General features: G+C 61.8%; 18 protein-coding genes and 1 tRNA gene. 7 read left to right on the top strand and 12 right to left on the bottom strand.

What is annotated here, in order from left to right; all coding sequences use genetic code 11:
* Positions 1–157: 157 nt before the first annotated feature.
* Positions 158–234 (top strand) — tRNA-Val (locus VGL22_RS19170).
* A 92-nt stretch (positions 235–326) separates the two neighbouring features.
* Here VGL22_RS19170 and VGL22_RS19165 read toward each other — a convergent pair.
* Genes VGL22_RS19165 through VGL22_RS19155 form a run of 3 tightly spaced genes read right to left on the bottom strand, consistent with a single transcriptional unit; the run spans position 327 to position 2,866 of the window.
* Positions 327–689, bottom strand: coding sequence for a DUF309 domain-containing protein (locus tag VGL22_RS19165; RefSeq protein ID WP_465268562.1), 363 nt, complete (start codon positions 687–689; stop codon positions 327–329).
* A 6-nt stretch (positions 690–695) separates the two neighbouring features.
* Positions 696–2,147 (bottom strand): sensor histidine kinase, encoded by a 1,452-nt coding sequence (locus VGL22_RS19160; RefSeq protein WP_465268561.1) that lies wholly within the window; start codon positions 2,145–2,147, stop codon positions 696–698.
* Positions 2,144–2,866, bottom strand: a complete 723-nt coding sequence (locus tag VGL22_RS19155; protein ID WP_465268560.1) for a response regulator transcription factor — start codon at positions 2,864–2,866, stop codon at positions 2,144–2,146. The genes VGL22_RS19160 and VGL22_RS19155 overlap by 4 nt, the downstream gene beginning before the upstream one ends.
* Positions 2,867–3,768: 902 nt before the next feature.
* Between VGL22_RS19155 and VGL22_RS19150 the strand changes: the two genes are divergently transcribed.
* Together VGL22_RS19150 and VGL22_RS19145 are read left to right on the top strand one after the other, a co-directional pair.
* Positions 3,769–4,173, top strand: a complete 405-nt coding sequence (locus VGL22_RS19150) for an RrF2 family transcriptional regulator (protein ID WP_465268570.1) — start codon at positions 3,769–3,771, stop codon at positions 4,171–4,173.
* A 117-nt stretch (positions 4,174–4,290) separates the two neighbouring features.
* A complete protein-coding gene (locus VGL22_RS19145; protein ID WP_465268559.1) occupies positions 4,291–7,521 on the top strand; it encodes a TonB-dependent receptor in 3,231 nt (1,076 codons plus the stop codon).
* Positions 7,522–7,588: 67 nt separating this feature from the next.
* Here VGL22_RS19145 and VGL22_RS19140 read toward each other — a convergent pair whose 3' ends face one another.
* The 4 genes from VGL22_RS19140 to VGL22_RS19125 all read right to left on the bottom strand — a co-directional run bounded on the left by VGL22_RS19140 (position 7,589) and on the right by VGL22_RS19125 (position 10,405).
* Positions 7,589–8,110: a Uma2 family endonuclease gene (locus VGL22_RS19140; RefSeq protein ID WP_465268558.1), complete on the bottom strand. Its 522-nt coding sequence runs from the start codon at positions 8,108–8,110 to the stop codon at positions 7,589–7,591.
* Positions 8,111–8,144: 34 nt separating this feature from the next.
* A complete protein-coding gene (locus tag VGL22_RS19135; protein WP_465268557.1) occupies positions 8,145–9,071 on the bottom strand; it encodes a VWA domain-containing protein in 927 nt (308 codons plus the stop codon).
* Between the two features lie 313 nt (positions 9,072–9,384).
* Complete coding sequence (locus tag VGL22_RS19130; protein ID WP_465268556.1) at positions 9,385–10,128, bottom strand: molybdenum cofactor biosynthesis protein MoaE; 744 nt, start codon at positions 10,126–10,128, stop codon at positions 9,385–9,387.
* Between the two features lie 106 nt (positions 10,129–10,234).
* The gene (locus VGL22_RS19125) at positions 10,235–10,405 is read right to left on the bottom strand and encodes a hypothetical protein (protein WP_465268555.1); all 171 of its coding nucleotides are present in this window, start codon (positions 10,403–10,405) and stop codon (positions 10,235–10,237) included.
* A gap of 146 nt (positions 10,406–10,551) precedes the next feature.
* Here VGL22_RS19125 and VGL22_RS19120 point away from each other — a divergent pair, with 146 nt between their 5' ends.
* On the top strand, positions 10,552–11,340 hold the full coding sequence (locus tag VGL22_RS19120) for an MEDS domain-containing protein (protein WP_465268554.1): 789 nt from the start codon (positions 10,552–10,554) through the stop codon (positions 11,338–11,340).
* Positions 11,341–11,446: 106 nt separating this feature from the next.
* On the opposite strand, the gene lon is transcribed toward VGL22_RS19120, so the two are convergent.
* The 4 genes from lon to VGL22_RS19100 all read right to left on the bottom strand — a co-directional run bounded on the left by lon (position 11,447) and on the right by VGL22_RS19100 (position 15,740).
* Positions 11,447–13,939, bottom strand: a complete 2,493-nt coding sequence (lon, locus tag VGL22_RS19115; RefSeq protein ID WP_465268553.1) for an endopeptidase La — start codon at positions 13,937–13,939, stop codon at positions 11,447–11,449.
* A gap of 354 nt (positions 13,940–14,293) precedes the next feature.
* Entirely contained in the window at positions 14,294–14,590 is a 297-nt protein-coding gene (locus tag VGL22_RS19110) for a hypothetical protein (RefSeq protein WP_465268552.1), read from the bottom strand.
* Positions 14,587–15,021 (bottom strand): hypothetical protein, encoded by a 435-nt coding sequence (locus VGL22_RS19105; RefSeq protein WP_465268551.1) that lies wholly within the window; start codon positions 15,019–15,021, stop codon positions 14,587–14,589. Before VGL22_RS19105 ends, VGL22_RS19110 begins: the two co-directional genes overlap by 4 nt.
* Positions 15,021–15,740 carry an RNA polymerase sigma factor gene (locus VGL22_RS19100; protein WP_465268550.1) on the bottom strand — a complete coding sequence of 240 codons (720 nt, stop codon included), beginning with the start codon at positions 15,738–15,740 and terminating at the stop codon, positions 15,021–15,023. Before VGL22_RS19100 ends, VGL22_RS19105 begins: the two co-directional genes overlap by 1 nt.
* A gap of 241 nt (positions 15,741–15,981) precedes the next feature.
* On the opposite strand from VGL22_RS19100, the gene VGL22_RS19095 reads away from it, so the two are divergent.
* From VGL22_RS19095 to VGL22_RS19085, 3 genes are read left to right on the top strand one after another with little or no spacing between them, the layout of a single operon-like run.
* Positions 15,982–19,170 (top strand): BamA/OMP85 family outer membrane protein, encoded by a 3,189-nt coding sequence (locus tag VGL22_RS19095; RefSeq protein ID WP_465268549.1) that lies wholly within the window; start codon positions 15,982–15,984, stop codon positions 19,168–19,170.
* Positions 19,170–19,970 (top strand): SurA N-terminal domain-containing protein, encoded by an 801-nt coding sequence (locus tag VGL22_RS19090; RefSeq protein ID WP_465268548.1) that lies wholly within the window; start codon positions 19,170–19,172, stop codon positions 19,968–19,970. Before VGL22_RS19095 ends, VGL22_RS19090 begins: the two co-directional genes overlap by 1 nt.
* A complete protein-coding gene (locus VGL22_RS19085; RefSeq protein WP_465268547.1) occupies positions 19,967–24,328 on the top strand; it encodes a translocation/assembly module TamB domain-containing protein in 4,362 nt (1,453 codons plus the stop codon). The genes VGL22_RS19090 and VGL22_RS19085 overlap by 4 nt, the downstream gene beginning before the upstream one ends.
* A gap of 52 nt (positions 24,329–24,380) precedes the next feature.
* On the opposite strand, the gene VGL22_RS19080 is transcribed toward VGL22_RS19085, so the two are convergent.
* Positions 24,381–24,614: a hypothetical protein gene (locus VGL22_RS19080; RefSeq protein WP_465268546.1), complete on the bottom strand. Its 234-nt coding sequence runs from the start codon at positions 24,612–24,614 to the stop codon at positions 24,381–24,383.
* Positions 24,615–24,705 lie beyond the last annotated feature (91 nt).

The raw sequence follows: 24,705 nt of genomic DNA, 5'->3' as shown, positions 1-24,705 counted from the left end.
TAGCAGGACCCTGTTCTCTGATCCCTTTTCCTTGATCCCTGACTTGGCCCTAACGCCCTGCAAGTGTTACTCTAAACCACGTGGAACCCCCTCCGGCATCCACCTTGCCGGGCACCTCTCCGGTGCGCGGTTTTTCTTGTCTTCCGGGTTCACGATTGGGCGGTTAGCTCAGCTGGTTAGAGCGCCTGCTTCACACGCAGGAGGTCCGGGGTTCGAGTCCCTGACCGCCCACCAAAACCTCCAGGTCCAAGCTATCCATTGCTGCCCAACCGCGCCCATTGGCGCGCAAAAGTCACAGACAACGTTGGACATTGGCGACAACTTGTTCACCCAGGCTGGCGGATGCGTGGGTGGGGCGGCAGTTCCCCCGGCGCGTCCGCCTGCAGCGCACAAAGCCACCCGCGGATGCTGTCCTTCAGCCCGTCGACCGCGATGCCGCCAAAGTCGCTGGGATAGCGCTCCAGGCGGCGCAGAGCGCGAGTTAGCAGCGAGCGCGCGCCTGCGCGGTTACCGCGGGCAAGATGGTGAAACGCCGCCGAAACCTGGATCAGCGATTGCAGGAACGTCTTCTCCGGCTCAGTGCACTCCAGCCACACAGCCTCCCAGTGCTCGTGGGCTTCGAAGAATTGGCCGGAGCAATAACACTCCAGGCCGTGGGCCAGGGGGCCACGGGTCCAGTCAAAAGGCATAAGTCATCATCGTGAAGCCGCAGACCGCAGCCGGTCGGATTCCGGCGCCGTTTGCGTCAGCGCGGCAGCGGGAACCGCGGAAAGCGCCACCCTGACGGTGGTCCCCTTGCCAGGCTGGCTGTCAACCGTGATCTCTCCGCCTGCGGCCTGCACAATACTCCTGCAGATGGCGAGGCCCAGACCCGCGCCCCCCGTCGCCCGCGAGCGCGATGTGTCTTCACGGAAAAAGCGCTCGAAGATGCGATCCAGATTCTCCGCTGCTATGCCCGATCCGGAATCCTGCACCAGCAGCATAACGCGCGTTGGATCCACCGCCACGCGGACCTCCACCGCCGACCCGCCCGGGCTGTGCTGCAGCGCATTGAGCACCAGGTTCGAGACCAGCGTTCGGCCGGCCTGCGGCGCCATGGCTACGCGAGCGTTCTCGTCAACAACGCAGCGAAGGCTCACAGCGTGGACTTCGGCGATGCTGCCCAGGCTCGCCGCCGCCACGCGCACTTCTTCTGCCAGGTTGCAATCACCGCGGGCGGTCTCCTTGCAATCGTCGAAACTGGCCAGTGTAAGCATCTGCCGGACGAGCGCTTCCACGCGTTCGTTGTCGCTCAGCACTTCTTCAAGGCCCTCCCGATATTCCTCCGCGGTGCGAGGACGCATGGCAAGCACCTGAATGCTGGACCGAACCACAGCCACCGCAGTCTTGAGCTCGTGCGTGGCGTCGCTGAGAAACCGGTGCTGGCGATCGAATGCCTCGCGTACGCGCCCCACCATCGCAGAGAGCGCATCCACCAGCGGCACCAGCTCTTGCACGCGCGTGGCGCCCGGCGGCGGATCGAAGGCCAGCGCGTCCGTGGTAATACCCGAAGCGCTGGTCGCGAGCTGCTCCAGTGGCGCGAGAAGCCGGCGCAGGAGCCAGATCAGCACTACAGCCGTCGCACAAAGCAGCCCCACGCTCACCAGAAGGTAGAAGCGCGTAGCCTCGAGAATCTCGTACCACAAATGATTCGTCGCTGTGGCGTAGACCAGCGTGAAGGGCCTGCGGATGCCCACGCCGTGAGTCTCGTCACGATCGATAATGCGCAGCGCTTGGCGCTGCAGGACCCGGAAGCGGTCGTCGCGGAAGCGTGCGTAGCGGAAGCCATCGTTGCCGGGAGCGGTGAACTGCGGAGGCAGGTCCGGAGAGGCGCCGATAAGGTGCCCCGTCGAGTTGAAGACGGCGAAGACGTCGCCCGCCTGCGCCTTGAACTCCTCAGCATTCACGGTGACGTTGTCTTCAGGATCTTCGGCGTCCTGCACCGCGCCAATCAGCGAATCGGCACGGCCCTCAAGCGCTATGTCGAGAGCCCGGGTGCGGCTGCGCCATTCATGCCACACCGAGATCGAGACCAGGCCCACGGCGCACAGGCACTCCAGCAGCAGCACCGCGATGATTGCCTGCCGGATAATCGACTTCCGCTTCATCGCAACGCCTCATCCATCACAGCCAGCCGGTAGCCGCGGCCCCGCAGCGTTTCGACCAGCGCCAGCTCTGAGGCGTTACGCATTTTGCGACGCAGATTGGAGATATGCGCCTCGATGACGTTCGAGTGATGTTCCCAGGTGAAGTCGTAGAGGTGTTCGAGAAGACGCTCTTTCGACACCACCGCGCGCGGATGATGCATCAGGTATTCGAGAATGCGGTACTCGGTGGGCGAGAGATCGATGTCCTTGCCGCTCACGCTGACGCGCTGCTCGGCGATGCTCATGGCTACCGGGCCAACACGCAGCGTGGTGTTCTTGAGGCCTTTGCCGCGGCGGATGAGAGCCCGTGCGCGCGCGATCAGTTCGCCCAGGTCGAAAGGCTTGGTCATGTAATCGTCGGCGCCCAGGTTCAGCAGCTCGATCGTGCTCTCCGGCCCGCTCACCGCTGTCAGCACCAGCACAGGGATTTCGGCATTGCTGGCGCGGATCCTGCGCAGCACTTCGTGGCCACTCAGCTTAGGCAGCATCAAGTCCAGAATGACGAGGTCGTATGTCGTGACGTCGCAAAGCAGCAGGGCTTCCTGGCCGTCGTGGCAGATATCCACGGCGTAGTTGGGCCCTTCGCGCAGAGCGGCGGCCATATTCTGCGCCAGGCGCATCTCGTCGTCAACCACCAGTACTCGCACCGGCTCTTCTCCTGCGCCTTCCAGCAATCTCATTATCGCGCAGGCGCAACTTCGACCGGCCCCGGATGGGGCGCTGACAAAAAAAGCCACGATCCGAACCTCTCGCTGGAGGCCGGACCGTGGCGGGGGAGGCTTGCAGCACCCTGCTTTGATCGGGGGCTGCGGATGAAGTCAGTTAGAACGCCAAGCAAGGTACAAGCAGAAGACTCATGACCGACATGGGGGAGGGCCTTTTGTCTCTTCCTTACAGATTCAAAAAACGGAGAATCACATACTTCCGTCGCGCAGGTGGTCCAGAACGGCAATTGAAACGCTTCATGTGGACTTGCGATTAGAATGACACAAACTTTGTTACTTATGGAAATAAGTTAGGTTACCGAAGTACAGTGTACTGTTGGACGCAATCATGCACGCCCACTCACGGGCTGCATTGACACGCGTATTGACCGCTGCCCGGATCGCAGGTATATTCCCCGTATGGATGTTCGTCTAATGCAGGCTGGCTGTCGTTGCGCGTGTTGTCCCGCGCTGTGCCGGCCATGTGCGTAGACTGAACCCAGTCCCCTCACCTGAGGCCGCGTACCAGCCACCCCGCTGACGCGGCCTTTGTCTTTCCAGCCGTTGATCTTCAACCCTCAGGTGAAGCAAACATGCCAACCACGCCTCTTTCCATGCACCGGTTCTCCTGTCCCGCACTCGCGCAAATGTACTTTGCACCTCGCCTTGGTTGTTGTTGCAGGTAGCACCTTCCCCTTCTCTCATGCGGGCGCCGCTGCAGTTCGCGGCCATTCGCTGAGAAATTCCTCAACCTGAATACAACATGCAGCCGCGTCCGGACATCGAAGCACTGAAAGTCTACTAATTCGATAGACTTTCTTCGGTAGGAAGCAAGATTCGGGCCAGGCGGAGATCCTGAGTTGTTAACCTTGGGGCATATGAGGATCTCCCAGAAAGGCCTGTACGCCTTGCAAGCTCTCACTGTGCTGGCGCGGCACTACCCTGACGACGTCGTCAAAATTCGCGACATCGCCCAGGAGGAACAACTTCCCGAAAAGTTCCTGGAGGCAATTCTGCGAGATCTCAAACGCGCACGGATCGTGAACAGCGTTCGCGGAGCGGCAGGTGGCTATCAGCTCAAACGGCCCCCTGAGCAGATTTTCCTGGGAGAAGTGATCCGCCGTATCGACGGACCGCTCGCCCCATTTGAAGATGCTGAGTCGCTGCGCGATCGGGTGAAAACTCACGACAAGCAGCGCGCCCTCTTCCAGATTCTTCTGGAAGTTCGCGACGCCACCGCGCGCATTCTGGATCACAGGTCACTCGCCGATCTCTGCCGCTAGGTTCTCCCTCGGGCTAAACCGTTAGTCGCCGGCGTGCGCTCGCCCGGTATCCGTATTGCGGATGCCGCAGGAGTCCTGCACCTTACCGGCCCTACTGCTCTTCGTGAGGGAACGCACATGAAGTTGCTGCATAAGCTCGTATCCATAGTTTTCACGTTGGCGCTTGGACTCACCCTGGTGTCCAGCCATGCACAGATCGTCGGAGGCACCATCGGCGGAACCGTGCATGATCCCACCGGCGCAGCCCTCAGCGGCGCCCACGTGCTGGTGAGGCAGGCGGAGACGGGCGCTACGCGTACGCTGACCACCGCCACCGACGGCCATTTTGTTGCTCCCTCAGTGCCCGTGGGACACTATTCGATCTCGGTCGAAGCCGACGGGTTCGACGTTCAGGAGCGAGCGGGAATCAATATCACCGTGGGCCAGAGCCTCACATTCGATTTCGTGCTGGGCGTGGCCAACCTGCAGCAGCAAGTGGAAGTGGATGCTACCGGCGAGACCATCAACACAAGCACGCAGCCGGTGTCTGGCCTGGTCGATGAGCGCCAGGTGAAAGACCTCCCCCTCAACGGCCGCAGCTACGACCAGTTGATTACGCTCAATCCCGGCGCCGTGAACTACACCGGCCAGCGGTCGGGCGGAACCGGCACCTCGAACTCCTCGGTCGGCAACATGTTCTCCGTGAGCGGCCGCCGCCCACAGGACAATCTGTTTCTGCTGAACGGAATCGAGTACACCGGAGCCTCGCTCATCAACGTAACGCCCGGTGGCACCAGCGGACAGTTGCTGGGCGTCGACGCGGTGAAGGAATTCAACGTAGTGAGTGACACCTACGGCGCCAGCTACGGCAAGCGCAGCGGCGCGCAGGTGAGCGTGATTACAACCTCCGGCACCAACGACGTCCACGGAACAGTTTTTGAATTCGTGCGCAACAGCGCGCTCGATGCCCGCAACTACTTTGACCAGGGAAAGATTCCCAACTTTCAGCGCAACCAGTTTGGCGGATCGCTGGGCGGCCCTGTTCGCAGGAACAAGCTGTTCCTGTTCGGCAACTATGAAGGATTCCGGCAGGCGTGGGGATTAAGCACCGTGACCTTTGTTCCGGATTCACGCGCGCGCCAGGGCTACCTGCCCAACGCCTCAGGAGATGGCGAGACGTACGTGGGCGTCGACGCCGCCGCCCAGCCGCTGCTGAATCTCTGGCCCGAGCAGAACGGGCCGGAGCTGGGCGGCGGCATTGCCGAGGCATTCAGCAATCCCAGGCAGCACATCCGCGAAGACTTTGGCACGGCCCGCGTCGACCACAACATCAGCGCCAGCGATCTGCTGTTTGGCGTCTACACCGCAGACGACAGCACGGCGGATACGCCCTCCCAGAATCCGCTGAGCCGCATCGACGAAGGCCTCCGCGAGCAGGTGGCCAGCATCCAGGAACAGCACGTCTTCTCCACCTCCCTGCTCAACACCGCGCGCTTCGGATTCTCGCGAGCGAGCTTCTCCTTCACCGGCTACACGCCCGTGGATACTCCCGGTTGGGTGACCGGCCGACCCATCGGCACCATCGTCATCAGCGGCAGCACCGCATCAAACGGCGCATCGCAGGTCACCCAGGCCGGCACCAATGTGGGCAGCAACAACGAGACCGCGCGCAACCTGTTCACCTTTGACGACCACGTCTACTGGACCCACGGCAAGCACCAGCTGGAAACCGGCGTGTGGCTCCAGCGGATGCAGTCCAATGACATCCTGGCGCAGTATCAGCACGGACAGGCGTCGTTCAGCAATCTGAAGAGCTTCCTTCAGGGAACAGTCAAGACCTTCACGGTCGTCCCGTCGCCCACAGAGCTCGGATGGCGCTCGCTCTTCGGCGCAGGGTTCGTAGAAGATACTTGGAAAGTTTCTCCTCGGCTGGAGTTGCGCGCCGGGTTCCGCTTCGAATCGTCGAACGGGTGGAATGAGTCGCAAGGCCGCGCGGCCAACTATGCGATCGTCGATGGCGTGCTCGCAACCGATTCGTTTGTGGGCGACTCCGCTCTGAGCAAAAATCGCGCCGCCTTCCTCCCTGAGCCGCGCGTAGGCTTCGCGTGGAACGTGTGGGGCAATGGCAAGACAGCCGTGCACGGCGGGTTTGGCATCTACCACGGGCTGCTGGACACGCTGAACTACCGCCTCGATCAAACGGCCCCTTTCAACACCGCTGAGTCTCTGTCGAACGTTGCCCTGTCCGACGTCCAGATCACGCCAGGCACGCCTCCGCCTGCCGGCACCAAGGTCTCCCCCAGCAACGTGCAGCCCGACCTTTACACGCCCGCGGTGCTCGAGTGGAACCTGCGTGTGGAGCAGGAGGTGGCGCCGCACACATCCGTGGCGGTCGGCTATGTGGCCTCGCACAGCTACCACCAGATCCTGTCGGAGGACATGAACGAGCCGGTGCCCAGTTACACAGCGGATGGCAAGGTCTACTATCCGTATGCCGCGAACGCAAAGGGTCCCGCGTTTGCGAACCCGAAGCTTGCCAACACCACATCGTGGGCTTCGCAGGGCGTGGGCCTCTATAACTCGCTGGTCACGGATGTGCGCCGCACGTTCGGCCAGGGTCTGCAAGTGCGTGGCAACTACACGTGGTCGAAAAATCTGGATGATGGTTCGGCTTGGAACACCAGCGTGAGCGCTAACACGCCGGCATTCGTGATGTTCCCGCTGAATCCCAAGCTCGACTGGGGCCCGGGCGCAACCGACATTCGTCATGCGGCATCAGTCAGCGCGACCTACGAGTTGCCGTTCGGCGCCCGGCATTCCCAGCCGTCTCACCTGTCGGGCCCTGTGCGCTATGCGGCCGCGGGATGGGCCGTGAGCGGGATTGTTGCAGTGCAGTCGGGATTCCCGTTCACTCCTCAGCTTGGCTATAACCCCACACTCAACGGAGATACGCGCAACCCGGTCCGGCCCGACTGGAATCCGGCATTTCAAGGCAAGCTGTATCCGAAGACGCCGGCGCAGTGGTTCAATCCAAACGCCTTCCTGCCGCCGGCCATCACTTTCGATGCAGCCGCATGCGGCGGAAGCACGACCTGCGGCACCTACGGCAACGTGAGCCGTGACTCGCTGCTGGGGCCGGGGCTCACCAACGTGGACTTTTCGGTATCGAAAAACACGCGCTTCACAGAGCGGACCGGTCTGCAGTTCCGTGCGGAGTTCTTCAACCTGCTGAACCACACCAACTTCCTCACACCGAACCCGGTGGTCTATGCGTCGGCGACGACGGGGATTTCACCCACCGCAGGCGTGATCACCACAACCGCAACGACGTCGCGCCAGATTCAGTTTGGAGCGAAGCTGCAGTTCTGATCGCCGGTCCCAGAACGAGGGCGGGGGTGATCCGGTCCATCGGGTCATTCCCTGTTCCGCGCTTCGCTCAGGCCTCAGCGTCGTCGAGTTCGCGAAACAGTTCGTCCAGGTCGAGATGGATGGGAGAGCCGCTCACCTCGAACCGCGTCGCGCGCATCCAGTTGCCATCGGAGCAGTCCCATCCCACGCGACGCGTCGGGTCGACAACCCAGATGTGGCGCACCGCGAAACGGCGATAATCCTCGACCTTGCCCTGCATGCGGGACTGCCGGTCTTCAGGAGAAAGCACCTCGATCGCAATCAATTGTGGATGTGAAAAGACGGGCTCAATCGGAACACTGCGCTCCCACACGCTGATGTCGGGGATTCTGATGATATCGGCGCTCAGGCGGGTACGCTGCTCCTGCACGCTGCGCGTCTGCCATTGCTTGTCGTGCCTTCTAAACCAGTCCAGAATCGCCCACTGGACCATGTTGTGGTCGTACTCTCCCATGGCTCGTTCCTCGATCTCCCCGTTCACGAATTCCGCGTCCGGCTCGTAGGGAGTCTTCAGATATTGCTCGATCGGGATGCGGGTAGAAGTAGCCATGCCTTAAGCCCCTGGTGAAGAGTCTACAACGGGATCAATCCATCGGTACGCGCCGCTTGGGCTGCTGCTCGGCCGCTTCAGAGTAGTAGCCTGCCTTGTAGCGCACCATGAAGTCGCTCGAGGCCGCGCGCGGAATCGTCACGCTGATCCGGTGGAAGCTCGAATTGCGCATCTGGTTGTGAGGGTAGTAGCCCAGCAGGTATTGCGTGCGCAAGTCCTCACTGACTTTGGAGAAGGCCTTTTCAAGGTTCCCGCCTTCCACGTAGAAGCTTTTCCCGCCGGTCTGCTCGGCGAGGGTGATCAGGGCGTGCTCGCCGCCGATATCCCGCCCGGCGCTCGCTTCAATCGGCACATCGATGACGGAGTAGATCATGACCTCGCCGCGGAGCGCATGTTCAAGCGCCTGTTGATAAGTGGTGCTCTTGGCCGTATCGCCTCCGTCGGAGACCAGCACCAGCACCTTGCGATCGTGCTGTTTGGCCAGGCTGTCCGAGGCAAGGTAAATCGCGTCGTAGAGCGCGGTAGCATCGCCGCCCTTCAGCGAGTTGAGGCCGTGCTCGAGTTGGCTCGCCTTATTGGTAAAAGGAACGAGCAAGTTGACGTAAGTTGCAAACTCGATAATGGCGATCTGGTCCTGGGGGCGAACGAGCCCGTGAAGAAAAGCCTTCGAGGCGTCGCGTTCGCGGGTGCGGTCTTTAAACGTGCTGGCACTGGTGTCAACCGCCAGAATAAGATCGAGCGGCATCTCGGACTGGCGCTCGAAAACGGCAATCTCCTGCGAACGGCCGTCCTCCAACACCTTGAAATCCTCTTTATTGAGACCGCCCACGATGGCGCCGTTCTGGTCCGTAACGTTGACGAAGAGATTCACGAGTTTCGACTCGATGCGGAACGTGGGGCTGGCGTCGTCCTGCGCCGCAAGACTGGGCGCGAGAAGCAGCAGCAACGAGAAGAAGAACACACTCCCAAGACGTTTGCGGAGATCGTCAAGAAGTGAGGCGCGGCGCGACCTGAAGCGCGCACTTTTCGGAGACTTCACCCTGCACAACGGAACAGGTTTCAGAGACATGGCAGAGGAACCGGCTTGGTAACAAGGGCACGACTTCAGTCGGGCCGATACGCCGCTCATTCGAATGGCCCCTGGCTTTAGCCCCTGGAGATGATGGCTCCCCGAACAACTTTCAATCGACCTTCTCAGCAAGCTGTGAAGTTGCTCCCCGTTCCAAAGCGCAAAGCGTTGAGCGGTTGCGCAGCGTGCGCGCCGTACAACCTCTCTAGTCGCCATCGGCAGTCTCCGCGCGCTCAATCGCAATCGTCTCGGGGAAAGCTTCGCCGTCAGCCCAGACCGCCCCATCTACAAAAGTCTCCTTCTTCCAGATGGGAACGGTCTTCTTGAGCGTGTCGATGAGGAACCGCGACGCGTCGTAGGCGTGCGCGCGGTGAGCCGATGCAGCCACAATCAGGACGCTCGTTTCACCAACAAGAAGGCGCCCGAGCCGATGAACGATGGTCACATGCCGGACGCTGAAGCGCTCGCGGGCCTGCGCAGCCAGTTCATTCATTTGCTTGAGAGCCATCTCTTCGTAGGCTTCATAGTCGAGGTGCAGCGTCTGGCGGCCACGGGTGTTGTCGCGGACAATGCCGTCGAAGACGATAACCGCGCCGTCCGTGCCGTGCTTGGCAGCGGCCACCAGAGGGGCGGCATCGATCGGGTCGCGAACGATGGCGACGAACCCAGGCGAAGGAACAGCGGCTTCGCCGTTCGCCGTGCGCGCAGCACCGCCCGACACAGGCGGAAGAAGGCCGACTTCATCGCCTTCGCCAAGAATGTGCCCAGGCCGCGCATACTCATGGTTGACGCTGACCGCGATGCTGGCCCAAATGGATGCCGGCACCGGCGCGCGCTGCGCGGCCAGTTGATCGAGCAAAGCGGCGACCGTTGCTCCCTCCGGGACTTCAAGAGTGGATGCGCCGAGCCAGTCTTTCAGGATTCCGAATGGGAGAATACGTACCTGCATCGAAATAAAGGATATCGCCTCTCCTGCGTTAGACGCGCGACAGCCAGTGAGAGTGATCTGACAGCGTCCGGCCGGACACGAAAGCTCTCAGACCAATCTCTCTGGATCACGACGCCGAGGCGCGCTCCGATCCTTCGTCCACCCGCTGGTTCGGCGGCAACTCTGCGAGATACATATCGGCTGTGCCGCTGCTGACCAACTTGAACGTGCCAAACGTCGCGCCAGGACTGAAGCCGGAAACTGTGATGTTTTTCCCGTCGCGGCTTCCGAAGATCACGGAGTTCTCGAACCACCCGGTCACCGTAGCGCCGGTGATAGAGCCCTCTGATGTTAGTGAGGCCCCTTGCGCCGCGTACCCAAAGTCGGGCTGCGCGTCATGTCGTTGCAAAGAAAAAAGCCGGCTGATTTGCCGGCCTCAGACGGATGACAAACCCTCTCCCATCGGCGCTCAGTCGATGGACGATGCTGACATGGCGGATGGATGCTCCTGGCCAGCCCCCAAAGAGGTCAGGCTTCCGCGGGTTCAGCTCCGGACCGAAGAATGTCTGCTTTCACGCTATAATGAGCGAACTTATGGAGTCGGCTTCCCGCCACCAATGCCTCCTGTACGCAGGTTCCCCCTCTTGCCACCTCCCGGCACTCACTCAGGTTGTGCGCCGCAAGCTGGGCGAGAACTACCGCTGCCTCTATCTGAACAGCCCCGCAATGGTAGCTGGAATGCAATCCTGCTTGGCCGCTTCGGGTGTTGACGTCTCCCTTGAGTTGAAGATGGGCAGCCTGGTCCTCAGCACAGAGCAGTCACACATCGATCATGGCGTGTTCGACCCGGACCGCATGCTCGAAGGGCTCGAGCAATCCGTGCAGCAGGCGCTTGACGACGGTCACGCAGGCCTGTTTGCCGCCGGCGACATGACTTGGGAACTGGGACCGGACAAAAACATTCCCAGGCTGCTGCAATACGAATGGAAACTCGAACAGCTCTTCCGCAAGTACCCGGGATTGAGCGGAGTCTGCATGTATCACTCCGACACGCTGCCAGGCGAGTTGGTCAAGCACGGCGCGGCAATGCACGGAAAGCTCTTCGTGAATGAAACCCTTTCCGTGATGAACCCCTATTACGTGCACACCGGCGCTCCGCGCGAGTCGGTGCCGACACTCGCTTCGGAGGTCGAAGCGTTCCTCGTTCGCATGATGCCGGAACCGGCGGGCTAGGGAACGTTGCCGGCAACGTGGCGGCTCAGAATCAATTGAATTCCAGATGATCGAAAAAGCAAGGCCGGCAAGTCTGCCGGCCTTGCGTGTTGAGGTTGGCCGCAGGTCATGCAGCCGCGGGCGCGGGCTGGTCTGTCGGCGCAGGCATGCCTGCAGGTGCAGGATGGCTCGTTGCCGCAGGGTACTCGGAAGTGGCGGAGGACGAGGATGCGTGGCGCACCCTGACTTGCGGCAGCGCCACGTCAAGCACGTCATCGATCGTGCGGGCGAAGTGGACCGCAACGCCTTCCATCATCTCCGGCGTCAGGTCCTCTTCCACGTCCTGCTTGTTATCGGCCGGCAGAATCACGGTTGTGACTCCGGCGCGCCTGGCAGCAAGGAACTTTTCCTTGATGCCGCCAACGGGCAGCACATTGCCGCTCAGCGTGATCTCGCCGGTCATCGCTGTCTGCCGGGTCACCGGCGTGTCGGACAGCAACGACGCCAGCACGGTGGCCATGGTCACGCCCGCCGAAGGACCGTCCTTGGGAATCGCTCCCGACGGGACGTGGATGTGAATATCCAGGTCCTTGTTGAAGTCCTCTGAGAGGCCGAGCCGCGCGGAGTTGGAGCGCACCCACGTCAGCGCAGCCTGCATGGATTCCTGCATGACCTCGCCAATCTGGCCGGTGATCGTGAAGTTGCCCTTACCCTTCATCTTGTTGGCTTCGATGAAGAGCACGTCGCCGCCCGCCGGTGTCCAGGCCAGCCCCACCGCCACGCCGGGACGCTTGACCCGCTCAGCTACTTCGGTCTCGACACGAACCTGGATGTTGCCCAGGAATTCCTTGACGATCTCGCGGGTGACTTCGAGCTTCTCCTTTTTGCCTTCCACCACCCGCCGCGCTTCCTTGCGGCAGATGGTCCCGATAACCTGCTCGAGCTTGCGCACCCCGGCTTCTCGCGTGTAGTGACGGATCACATGGCGCACTGAAGCCTCAGGGAACTCGATCTGATCCGTAGAAATGCCGTTCTCCCTGATCTGGCGCGGAATCAGATAACGGTTGGCGATGTGCAGCTTCTCTTCCTCGCTGTAGCCCTGCAGCGGAATGAGTTCCATGCGGTCCAGCAGCGGCGGAGGCACCGTATCAAGCATGTTGGCGGTGCAGATGAAGAGCGCCTTCGACAGGTCGAACGGCACGTCGAGATAGTTGTCGCGGAACGTGTTGTTCTGCTCCGGATCCAGCGTCTCGAGCAAAGCCGAGGCGGGGTCGCCGCGGAAATCGCGCCCCAGCTTGTCGATCTCGTCGAGCATGATCACCGGGTCGTTGGTTTCCGCCCGCCGTATACTCTGAATGATCTGACCAGGCAAAGCTCCAATATAGGTCCGCCGGTGGCCACGAATTTCAGCTTCATCGTGCATGCCGCCCAGCGAAATGCGCTGGAACTTGCGCCCCAGTGCGCGCGCAATCGAGCGGCCCAGCGAGGTTTTGCCCACGCCCGGAGGTCCGACAAAGCACAGAATCGGCCCCTTCATGTCAGGCTTGAGTTCCAGAACCGAAAGGTAGTCGAGGATGCGGTCCTTGACCTTCTTCAGCTCATAGTGGTCCTCGTCCAGAATCCCCTTCGCCTTGGTGATGTCGATGATGGAACCGGAGGATTTCGCCCACGGAAGCACGGCGAGCCACTCGATGTAATTGCGGGTGAGCGAGTAGTCGGCGGCCATCGGTGACATGCGGCCCAGGCGGCCCAGTTCCTTCATGGCCTCCTTCTTCACGTCCTCCGGCATGCCCGCTTCTTCAATCTTCTTGCGCAGGTCTTCGACCTCGCGCTGGCCCTCGTCCTGCTCGCCGAGTTCCTTCTGGATGGCCTTCATCTGCTCGCGCAGATAGTAGTCGCGCTGCGACTGCTGCACCTGGTCCTGGACCTCGTTCTGGATCTTGGCGCGAAGCTGCTGGACCTCGATCTCCTTGGCCAGATGCGTGTTGATAAGTTCCAGGCGGGCTGCCACCCCGCGGGTTTCAAGCAGCAACTGCTTGTCGTCGGTGGTGAGAAACGGCAGGGACGATGCCACGAAATCCACCAGGCGACCCGGCTCTTCGATGTTGGCCGAAATCGTACGCAGTTCATCGGAGAGAGTGGGCGACTCGGAGACGATCTGCTGGAATTGGCCGATCACCACGCGCACCAGCGCCTCGACCGAGGAACCGGGCTCGTTTTCAACCCCCTCCAGCGTCTCGATTTCGGCGATCATGAAAGGCTCCGTCTGCACATAGCGCACCAGCCGGACGCGCTCCACCCCTTCCGTGAAAACGAAGCGGCTCTGGTTGGGCATCCGCACCACCTTATGTACGGTGGCCAGGGTGCCAACTGTATGCATGTCATCGGGAGTGGGCGAATCCAGGCGCGCGTCTTTCTGCGCCGTCACGGCGATGGTGCGCTCGTCCGCCAGGGACTCAATCAACTGAATCGAGCTCTCGCGGCCCACGGTAAGAGGTAAAACGGCATGAGGGAATAAAACGGTATCTCGTACAGGAAGCACGGGAATACGCCGGAGCCCCGAGACTGGATTAGCTACGGAAGGCTGCGACGGCGGGATAATCGGGTTCTGGCTCGACATTGAGTGTCCTCTTGTCAACTTCTCTTACATTAGAGAGCGCAGTATATCAAAAGATGCGGAAAACTGGCCGTGCCTCCCGCCTGCTGTCTGTCCGTACTTACGCCTGCCATCGCCCCCCTGTTCCTTAGACCGCTCGACCCCGCCCTTGGAGTTGCCGAAGTCTTCGGAAGCGGAAGAGATTGCGCGGGTGGAGGGGGCCAGGACTGCTCCCATGCGTTATCGGCCACACTCACAGGAAAGTGAGTGTGGCCGAATGGGAGCTGCATCAACAGAAAAACGGGTTATGGGCTGGCGCCATCGCGTTGTCTCCGGAATTGTGCGGAGCTGGTTTCTGACGCCGGCCGGTCGGAAAGGCTACTTCCGGCTGGGTTCTTCCTGCTTGCTCTCAGCCGCCGGCTGCCCGGCCGACGAGCCGGTGCCGTCATCCTGCTGGATGGCGCTTTGAATCGACTGCCAGAGCCGATCCGGCGGATCCTCCACCGGAAATAGCTGGCGTGCCGCCTCGGCAATGGTTTCCAGGTCCTGCAGCAGAGCACGGCAAAGATCGCAATTTTGCACGTGAGGGTGGGCAGACGCGTCTACGCCGGAGCCGATGAGCTCCGGCATCTGCGACTGAAATTCCTCACATGTCATGTCTTTTGGGTCGTTCATCCTCGCCGCCCTTCCCCTGGGTAAGGCGGAGACCTGTGCCCGGATGCCTTGATGCGCATTCCAGGAACAAAAACGTTTCTCCCGCCAAGTTGGTTATCGTACGCCATCGGATTGTCCTGCAAACGCCCATTCTGCACTACTTTTGTCCGAACCACGAGACGGAACCCGGAGAATGGCTCGGAGATCAGTTCGTCGAGCCCTCCCAGCGGTGCAATCTGGTCCTTGATCTTCGACCATACTTTATCGGAAGGGTCAACGTCAGGAAAGAGTTGCTGCGCCGCCACGACGATTGCCTCCAGGTCCTCCAGCAGGGCCCGGTGCATCTTGCAGCTCTTCACGTGCGGATGGGCGAAGATGTTCTTCCCCGACGCTATCAGTTCGGCCATGCCGGCAGTGAACTGTTCGCACGTCATGTCGCAGTGCTTCTTCATCACCGCCGCCCCTCCCTTCGGGGAATGGTCCGCATGGCGTCACGCAGCTTCAGCCGGGCCTTGTGCAGTTGCGACTTGCTGTTGCCGATGGAGCAATCGAGCATCGCGGCGATTTCGTTGTGCTCGTACCCTTCGATATCGTGCAGAACAAAGATCAGACGATAACCCGCGGGCAGGTCAGAGATGGCGCGCTCCAGGGCCAGGCGGTCAATGGACCCGGTCAGCGAAAGGTCGGGCGCGCCAAAACTGCGGCCAGGACCCTCCTCCGGCGTCGGTTCCATCGCCTCGTCGAGGCTGATCAGAGAAAGCCCTTTCTTGCGCAGATGCATGAGCACCACGTTGATCGCCAGCCGGTGCAGCCACGTGGAAAAGGCTGAGTCGCCCCGGAAAGTGGCGATTTTGCGATGCAGCTGGAGAAATGCTTCCTGCGTAAGATCTTCAGCTTCCGCAACGTTGCCCACCATGCGGAGACAGAGCGAGTAAATGCGGCGCTTGTGCAGCGAGTAGAGCTGTGCAAACGCATAGTGGTCACCAGCCTGGGCGCGTGCAAGGATATCGGCATCACTCCCCGGCACTGGCGGAGGGGCAGGTGCGGGAGAAGCCGTTTCTGCCACCGCGGCTGCTGAGCCGTGTTCCGGAGCCGCCACTGTCGAACTGTCCGTATCGGGTTCCTCAGCAGTAGCCGCGGCCCGGATCGGTGTCACATTGGAACTCTGCATGGTTGACCTGCTTAGCGTCATTCGTTTCCTTGGAGGATCGACCGAAAGGCCGCGTAGGGCTGCGCCGCTCATCATTCCTCGTTAGTATAGGGGGCAGCGGTTTGAAGTGGCAGAGAATCGGCGGAAACGCCGTGTCGTTAGCCTCGCTGATATCTCTTTAGATGCAGCTTTGTGCATAAGTGTTGATTGAAGCACCATTGGGAGCACGAATTTGAGGGTTGCCAGTCTGGAGAGATGCGGCGTGACGCGCATATTGGCACTGCTAGCCCTGTTCGTGACCGTATTTGGCGCCCCGTCGTTTGGATGCCTGGCACGCGCGGCGGATTCCGTCTCTGCCGAGATCGACCAGTATGCGCAATTCGATCGGCAGTCCGTGCAGCGGATCGTCTTTGAGGGCGTGGCCGCGGACCGGCTGAGTTCGCTGAGCCTGGCGCAGAAAACGGGCGCCGCGCTGGATGCGCAGAAGGTCGGCGAAAGCCTGCGTCAACTGTTTGCAACCGGACTGTTCGACAGCGTGGAGGCCTCGGCGGAACGGGGCGGGGATGGCCTGACACTCATTTTTCACGGCACCCCGCGCATGTTCATCGGAATGGTTACCGTGAGCGGAGCCAAAGGCGCCACCGTGAATACACAACTGGAAAGGGCAGCCCGCCTCAATGCCGGAACCCGCCTCACCGACGCTAAGCTCAAGCAGGCGCAACAGGCCATGCTCCAGGTTCTGGCCCAGAACGGCTATCACGAGCCGATGATTCATAGCGCGCTCACTCCCCACACGGACGAGCAGTTGACAGATGTGGCATTCACCGTAAACTCCGGTCCCCGAGCCCGGGTGGGAGCCGTCGAGGTGACCGGAGATCCCGGCATGTCAGCGGAGCAGTTCCGCAAAGTCGCGCGCCTCAAGGCCGGTTCGGCCGTCGACCGCGACACCGTGAGCCGGGGACTCGCGTCGGCGCTGAAATATTACAAGAAGCAGAAGCGCCTGGAAGCAGAGATCAAGCTGGAATCGCAGCTCTACGAAGCGCAGAGAATCCGATACCGTTTCAGCGCCAACCGCGGACCCATCGTGAAGGTGGTGGTCGAGGGAGCCAGCCTGGGCGAGGAGCGGATCAAGCGGCTCATCCCCATTTATGAGGAAGGAACGGTGGACGAGGACCTGCTGAATGAAGGCAATCGGCGCATCCGCAACTATCTTCAGAGCACGGGGTACTTCGAAGTGAAGGTGGATCACCAGACCTCGAGCCCGGCGCCGGGAGAGGTGCTGATCGCCTTCAACGTGAACCTCGGCGAAAAACGCAGCGTGGAGCAGGTGTCCGTGGAGGGCAACCACTACTTCAGTTCTGCCACGCTGGTGGACCTGCTGAGCGTGCATGCCGCCAGTTCGCTCGACCGTCACGGCGTTTATAGTCAGGCGCTGGTCGCAGCCGATGTCTCAGCTCTGGAGGCCACCTACCGCAACAACGGCTTCTCAGACGTAAAGGTAACGCCGCGGACTTTGTCGGGGCCCGCGGATACATCGAAGGCCCATCCCGCGCCCAGCGCACAACAGGATACCGCCGGGCCGGTGATGCAGGCGCTCGCCTCGGGCAGAAAGCTGGACGCTCCCTTACGCGTGATCTACCACATCGATGAGGGCCAGCAGCAGCGCGTGGGCACCCTGCAGTTCAAGGGCAACGAACATGTCCCCGCGGAAACGCTCGCATCGCTGTTGAATACCGAGGCGGGCCAGTTGCTCTCCGCACGCAACCTGGCGGCAGACCGCGATACCCTCTCTACGGAATACATGACCAAGGGGTATTCCGAGGCCCATATCGACGTGGACCAGGAGACAAGTCCGGATGACCCGACAAAGGCCGACGTGACGTTCCGGATCACGGAGGGGCCGCAGTTGCTGGTGCGTAATGTGCTTGTGACCGGATTGCACTACACCCGCCCGCAAACCATCGCCAAAGCCATCACCCTGCACCCGGGCGATCCTCTGAATCAGGCCGCGCTCGAGGAGACCCAGCGCAACATGTACGAGTTCGGGCTGTTCAACGAGATCAACCTGGCGACACAGAATCCTACCGGGGACGAGACCCACAAAACCGTGCTGCTGCAGGCCACCGAGGCGCGCCGCTGGACCTTCACGTACGGCGGCGGATTCGAGGTGCAGACCGGTACCCCGGTGAATGGCTGCCAGGGGCTGATCGCCAGCGGGGTTGAATGCACGCCCAGCGGTCGAACGGGTATCAGCCCGCGCCTGCTGATGGCACTCACGCGCAACAACCTTTTCGGCCGCGAGCAGTCGGCCTCAATCCAGGGAAACTACGGCCTTCTGGAACAGAAGGCCGACCTGATCTATCAGAGTCCGAGGTTTCTCGGAAGCCGCAATTTCGGGCTGACGTTTACCGGCGGCTACGAGAACAGCCAGACCGTGACCACCTACGTGGCATCCCGCCTCGAGGCCGGCTTTCGGGTCACACAGAAGTACAACCGCCCGGGATCGGCGTTGCTGCGCGCCAACACTTTCATCTACAGCTTTGATTTCCGGCGCGTGAAGGTGGCCAAGGAAAGCCTGCAGGTCTTCCCTGCCTTTGTGCCGATACTTGCAGCCGCTGTTCGCATCGGCGGCCCGGGCTTCACCTGGGTGCGGGACACGCGCGACAGCCCGGTCGACACCCATCGAGGCACCTATACGAGCTTTGCGGAGTTTACTTCGGCGGGGCCCTTCGGGGCGGAGGCATGGTTCAACCGCATTGACACATCCAACTCCAGCTACTACTCCTGGGACAAAGAGAAGTGGGTGCTGGCGCGCAATACCCGGTACGGTCAGGAACGCGCATTTGGCGCCAATGGCAACCGCCTCCTTCCTCTCCCTGAGCGGCTGTTCGCGGGCGGAGCAACATCGTTGCGTGGATATTCGATTAACGCTGCCGGCCCACGCGATCCCGACACCGGATTTCCGATCGGCGGGGCGGGAGCCCTGGTCAACAGCACGGAACTGCGGCTACCGGCTTCGCCTCTCCCCTACCTGGGAGATGCGCTGAGCCTCGTGATCTTTCACGATATGGGGAATATCTTCAACAACTCGGGCGACGTGTGGCCCAGCTTGCTTCGGTTCAACCAGCCTGACCGCAAAGCATGCAGAGTCAACACCACGCCTGTGGAAGATCCGGTGACGCACAAGCTGACGCTGCCTTATCCAGATGGTCCGACTTACTCGACTGGACCCACCCGGAGTTGCCGGTTCGACTACTTCTCTCAAACTCCCGGAGTGGGTGTGCGGTATCACACCCCGGTCGGGCCGATCCGGCTGGATTTCAGCTACAACTTGAATCCGCCCATTTTTCCGGTCAACGTAGACTATGGGAAAGCAGAGCCTTTCTCCAATCAGCACATTGGTTCAGCGAGCCACTTCAACTTTTTCTTCAGCCTCGGACAGACTTTCTGATGCTCGTGCTACCAACAATGCGGCTGAGGCAGTTTCTGAGTTGGCATGCCGTTTCGTTCTGCGCGATTCTGGCAGCGGGATGCGCATGCGCAGCTGCCCAGCAGACCCAGCCCGCCGGCCCCCAGCCTGCCGGCCCCCAGCCTTCGAGACGTGTCCTGCTGGACCGTGTGGTCGCCCTGGTCAACAACCAGGCGATTCTGGCCAGCGACGTGGAAACGGCCATGCGGCTTTCCGTGCTGGAGCCGCGCGCTCAAAACGAAGCGCCGGATGCCAGAAGTACCCTGAATCGCCTCATCAGCCGCAATCTGATCCAGCAGCAGATACGACACGAGGAAGAAGCCTCCGCAACGCCCACCGAGGAAGAGGTGCAAGCGCGCATCGCGGAAGCCCGGGAGAAGCTGCCGGCCTGCGTGGCCGCCAACTGCTCTTCCGACCAGGGATGGAAAGCCTTCCTCGCTAAAAACCGCATCACCCCGGACGAAGTCGAAACCTACATGCGTCTGCGGCTGGAGTTTCTGTCGTTCATCGAGACACGGTTCCGTCAGGGCATACACATTGCACCGGAAGAAATTGAGAGCTACTACAAAACCACGCTGCTGCCCGAGTATCCCGCGGGACAGACTGCCCCAACGCTCGACAGCGTCTCCAAGCGCATCGAGGAAGTGCTGCTGCAGGAGCAGGTCAACAAGCTGTTCAGCGCCTGGCTCGACAATCTGCGCAAGCAGGGCGACGTGCAGATCCTCGATCCCTCGCTGGAGATGCCGGCCGTTCAAGCCAGCCAGGGCGGAGGCAATGAATGAGCACCGCCAAAGCCGAGCCCTCGACGCCGCGGAGACCGGCACGTAAACAGCGCTGGTTATGGAACACCGCGGGCCTCGTGGTGGCGGTGACCGCCATCGCCGCGGCGGTAGGGTTCTGGGTCAACTCCCGTCAGTTTGCGGCCATGGTGCGGCGCCAACTCACTTCAAAGTTGGAAAAGGCCACCGGGGGCCGGGTTGAGATTGGCTCCTTCGAGTGGCGCCTGTTTGCCCTGGAGGCAGAGGCGGCCGGAATTGTCATCCATGGCGACGAGGCGGCCGGCGAAGAGCCCTACGCCCGCATCGACAAACTGCATGCCCGCGTAAGCATCCTGGGATTCTGGTGGAGCCCCGACGTCCACCTCCGCGATCTGGAGATCGAACGCCCGCAGTTCCACCTCATCCTCTACCCCGACGGGCAGACCAATCAGCCCCGTCCGCCCACGCCTGCCAGCAAGTCGAGCGGCTCCGGGATGGACACCCTGTTCAAGCTGCAGGCAGGTCACGTAGCGGTGGAACAGGGGATGTTCCACATCGACGACCGTGCCGCCGACGCGCTCGATACGAAGAACCGCTATCAGCCGCTCGATCTTCGCGGAGACGACGTGTCTTTCGCCATGGAGTATATGCCTGCCAATGCGCGCGGACAGGAAATGTACCGGATCGTCGCTGCGATCAAAAACCTCAACCTCACCCGCGGCGGCACCCTCAAAGACTTCCCCGACGTGTATGGCTCCATACAGAGCAGCATCGATCTGACGCGCGATGCTGCCACCCTGCGTTCATTGCGCGTGACGGCCCGCAGCAAGGGCGCGCCCGATCGTACCCTGGATGTCACCGGCGCCCTGTCCCACTTCAATCGGCCTCAGTGGCAGGCAGCGGTTAAGGGCGATCTCGATCTGCGGCTTCTGCGCCCGCTGTTCGACTATGCGGATGCGCCGGAGGGCGTGGCCCATCTCGATCTCACCGGTGGCGGCAGCGGCGGCGAATTTCACATCGACGGCGCCGTGCATGCCGAGAACGCAGCCTATATCGGCACAGGCGTGAGCGAGCGCGGAATCAATCTGCATACGCGCGTCCACGCCGACAGCCGCGAACTACTGATCACGCAGATCGTCGCCCGGCTCCGTCAAGGCGGCGAAATCGACGGCGAAGTGCGCCTGCAAAACTGGCTGCCGGTCTCCGTTGGAACGGCCGTGATGGAAGCAGCGGGACCGCCTGCCGGCGGCGCGCGTCCCAAGCCGCACATGGATCTGCGCAACCGCCTTGACAAGGCGCTGCATCCCCACGCGCCACCTGCTCTGCCCCTCCCCCCCGCAACGCATTCCACGCTGCTCAAGCCGCCCCCGTCCACCATTCTCGTCAACGGAAACGTGAAGGCTGAGTTGAAGGGCGTTTCCATCGACACCGTGCTCCAAATGGTGAGCCCCCCTGCGATGCAGCGGCTCGGGATCGCCGGCCTGCTGAACGGATCGGCGCATGCCGCGTGGGTGCGCGGGGAAGTTGGGACACTCGCCGTCGACGGAGCCTTTGCGGTGAACGCCTCGCCCTCCCCGGCCTCCGGCGAAGTGCCGGCACAGGGGCAGATTGAAGGGACGTACACGCAGCGGGACGGGGCCGTGGACCTGCGCCGCTTCGAAGTGAATCTGCCTTCGAGCCGGCTGTCCGCGCAGGGGCGCCTGGGGGCTTATCCACTTACCAGCCCCACTGCCCTCCGCGTGGATCTCCATTCCACCAACGTTGCCGACTTTGACACCGTGCGGCGCGCTCTGGGGCTGTCGCGGGACGGCAAGTCAGGAACGGCCGCCCTGCCGGTTGGCATTCACGGCCAGGCCGATTTTCGAGGCGGCTGGGAGGGCTCCCTTGCCTCGCCGCGTTTGAACGGACAACTGCAGGCCACCAATGTCAGCCTCGAGGTGACTCCCTCTTCCGGGTCGAAAGCTGCTCAGCCACAGTTCATCCAGTGGGACACCATCGAGGCCGAAGGCAGCTACGACGCGGAACGCATCACCATCGTGCACAGCCAGTTGCGCCACGGCGCAGCCCAGATCGTGATGGATGGGACCATAACGGCCGCTCCCCAGGCCATCGCTGAGCATCAGGGTACCAGGAGCCGGGCCGGCAGCGGCGGCGAGCCCCCGGAGTTTGACAATCGATCCATTGTGCACGCGCGCATGCGCGCCACCGGCGTCAAGCCCGAAGATGTTTTGCCCGCCGCGGGAATCGACGTGCCGATCACGGGGCTGGTCGACGCGCAGATCACGGCCGAGGGTCCGCTCCACGCGCTGGGCGGCTCCGGCACCCTGACACTCAACCAGGGCAGCATCTACGGAGAGCCGGTAAGTAGCGTCCTGGTCCAGGGCTCACTGGCAGACAATGTGGTCACGATTCACAAAAGCAGCGTCAGCGGGCCGCAGGGTATCGCTTCCCTGCATGGAACGTACAACCTGCACGCACAGACCTTCGACTTTCAGGGCGGCACGGAAGAAATCGACTTGGCGAAAGTTCACGCTCTGCGCAACGCCATCCCCGACCTGACGGGTCACCTGAGCCTTCAGCTCACCGGCACGGGAACCCGCGAGGAGCCGCACATTCAGGGTCAGGGCAGAGTGGAAGGCCTGACCCTGCGCGGTCAATCGCTGGGCGAGCTCACCTTCAAGGCGCACACCGAGAAAAACGCCTTGGTCTATGACGCCGGCACCCGCTATGACTCGGCTGAGCTCTCCGTGAAGGGGAAGACAGAATTGCGCGATCCGTTTCCGACAGAAGGCCAGGTGCAATTCACCCGCTTCGACGTGGGCACCCTTCTCAAGCTGGAGCACATCGATGCCGTATCGGCGCAATCGGCTTTGAGCGGAGTAGCCCATCTGGCAGGTCCACTGGGCCGTCCCGCGGAGATGCGCGGCGACCTCCGCATGGAGCAGGTAGCGCTGACCGTGGCCGGCGTACAGCTGCAGACCGAAGGCGGGCTGCACGCCGCACTCGACAACGGACGCCTCACTCTGGACGCGCTGCACATCAAGGGTGAAGGCACGGACATGCGCGCGCAGGGTACCGTCGGATTCCTGGAACCGCGGCGCATAGACTTCGCCGCCAATGGGTCCATCAATCTGAAAGTGGCCCAGACCCTCAATGCCAACATCACAGCCGGCGGCAATTCCACTTTTGATATTGAGGCGCACGGATCTCTTTCCGATCCCGACATGCGCGGCCGTGTGCAAATTCAGAACGGATCCTTCGCGCTGGAAGACCTGCCCAACAGCCTGAGCCAGGTCAACGGAACCCTGGAGTTCAACCAGAAGCGCCTTGAAGTGCGCTCCCTCACCGCCCTGACCGGTGGCGGACAGTTGCAGATCGGGGGATATCTCGCCTATCAGCGCGGCCTCTACGCAAGCCTGACCCTCAAGGGAAATTCAGTGCGCATCCGCTACCCGGAAGGCGTGAGTTCAATGGCGGACGCAGACGTGCAGTTGACCGGCAACCCGTCGGGCCTGTTTCTTGCCGGCAACATCCTCATTACCCGGTTCTCCATCAGTTCGAATCTGGATGTCGCGGGGCTGGCCGCGCAGGCGAACGCGGTTTCCCCCGTGGCCCCCGCCAATGCGCCTTCCAACCGCGTGCGCCTGGACCTGCGCATCCGTTCGTCACCGCAGCTCAATTTCCAGAACGCGTATGCCAAACTGGCAGGCGATGTGGACCTGCGCGTACGCGGGACCCTGGCCACGCCTTCGCTGCAGGGGCGCATCTCCATCACTGAAGGCGACGCCACCATCGCCGGCACCCGCTACGAATTGCAGCGCGGCGATATCAGTTTCACCAACCCCGTCCGCATTCAGCCCAACATCGATCTAAGCGCTACAGCACGCGTACAGGACTATGACATCAGCCTGGGCCTGCACGGAACACCTGACAAAATGACCGTGACTTACCGCAGCGACCCGCCGCTGCCTGAAGCCGATGTCGTGGCGCTCCTGGCGCTGGGGCGGACACAGAGCGAGCAAGGCGGCCTTTATAACGAACAGCAGCAGCGCTCCGCGGGAACCAACTCGTCGGCTGACGTGCTCTTGGGGGGTGCGCTCAACGCCACGGTAAGCAGCCGCGTGCAAAAGCTCTTCGGCGCCGGCTCAGTGAAGGTAGACCCCACTTACCTCGGCGCCCTGGGCAACACCACCACCCGCATCACCGTCGAGGAGCAACTCGGCAAAAACGTGACGCTGACCTACGCAACCAACGTCGACACCACCGCGCAGCAGTTTCTCGAAGCCGAGATCGCCATCAACCGGCATGTATCCCTGCAATTGACGCGCGACGAGTCCGGGGTGTTCTCAATGGTCGTGAAAGCGGTGCGCAGGTACCGGTGACCGGACCGGAAACGGGCCGTGCCGATAACCCAGCGCGCGGAAACGCAAACGCTCACCCGCACTTATCCAAATCGGCACGCGGTTGCACAGCTTGCGCAGCACTGCCCGCGGCGGCGCCCAGCCTGGGCTCGACAACCTGCGATGTCCGGCTAAAACTGATCTCCTGCTGAGGCTCGCGCCGGTTTGACTTCACCAGGTGCAGACCCAGCTTGCGCGCCATCCGCCGCAGGTGCTCGCGCTCGTAGAAAGCTTCCGTCGGCTTCTTTGCGTTCCCCTCGCTCAACATACCTTCCATCTCCCGCTGAGGACTCACTGCAGAGTAGGACGCACACCCATCGCGTGCGGGATGTATGGAGTTCCAGTTCTCCGCTTAGGGG

It is taken from the genome of Occallatibacter sp. (genome assembly GCF_036502485.1).
GTDB lineage: Bacteria > Acidobacteriota > Terriglobia > Terriglobales > Acidobacteriaceae > Telmatobacter.
This window is presented reverse-complemented; position numbering and strand designations above follow the sequence as displayed.

Bases quoted from the DNA above. Each gene is read 5' to 3' on its own strand.
- VGL22_RS19165 (WP_465268562.1), bottom strand. From the start codon at position 689: ATGCCTTTTGACTGGACCCGTGGCCCCCTGGCCCACGGCCTGGAGTGT.
- VGL22_RS19110 (WP_465268552.1), bottom strand. From the start codon at position 14,590: ATGAACGACCCAAAAGACATGACATGTGAGGAATTTCAGTCGCAGATG.
- VGL22_RS19140 (WP_465268558.1), bottom strand. From the start codon at position 8,110: ATGGCTACTTCTACCCGCATCCCGATCGAGCAATATCTGAAGACTCCC.
- VGL22_RS19100 (WP_465268550.1), bottom strand. From the start codon at position 15,740: ATGCAGAGTTCCAATGTGACACCGATCCGGGCCGCGGCTACTGCTGAG.
- lon (WP_465268553.1), bottom strand. From the start codon at position 13,939: ATGTCGAGCCAGAACCCGATTATCCCGCCGTCGCAGCCTTCCGTAGCT.
- VGL22_RS19130 (WP_465268556.1), bottom strand. From the start codon at position 10,128: ATGCAGGTACGTATTCTCCCATTCGGAATCCTGAAAGACTGGCTCGGC.
- VGL22_RS19145 (WP_465268559.1), top strand. From the start codon at position 4,291: ATGAAGTTGCTGCATAAGCTCGTATCCATAGTTTTCACGTTGGCGCTT.
- VGL22_RS19160 (WP_465268561.1), bottom strand. From the start codon at position 2,147: ATGAAGCGGAAGTCGATTATCCGGCAGGCAATCATCGCGGTGCTGCTG.
- VGL22_RS19150 (WP_465268570.1), top strand. From the start codon at position 3,769: ATGAGGATCTCCCAGAAAGGCCTGTACGCCTTGCAAGCTCTCACTGTG.
- VGL22_RS19080 (WP_465268546.1), bottom strand. From the start codon at position 24,614: ATGTTGAGCGAGGGGAACGCAAAGAAGCCGACGGAAGCTTTCTACGAG.
- VGL22_RS19090 (WP_465268548.1), top strand. From the start codon at position 19,170: ATGCTCGTGCTACCAACAATGCGGCTGAGGCAGTTTCTGAGTTGGCAT.
- VGL22_RS19155 (WP_465268560.1), bottom strand. From the start codon at position 2,866: ATGAGATTGCTGGAAGGCGCAGGAGAAGAGCCGGTGCGAGTACTGGTG.
- VGL22_RS19120 (WP_465268554.1), top strand. From the start codon at position 10,552: ATGACAAACCCTCTCCCATCGGCGCTCAGTCGATGGACGATGCTGACA.
- VGL22_RS19085 (WP_465268547.1), top strand. From the start codon at position 19,967: ATGAGCACCGCCAAAGCCGAGCCCTCGACGCCGCGGAGACCGGCACGT.
- VGL22_RS19105 (WP_465268551.1), bottom strand. From the start codon at position 15,021: ATGAAGAAGCACTGCGACATGACGTGCGAACAGTTCACTGCCGGCATG.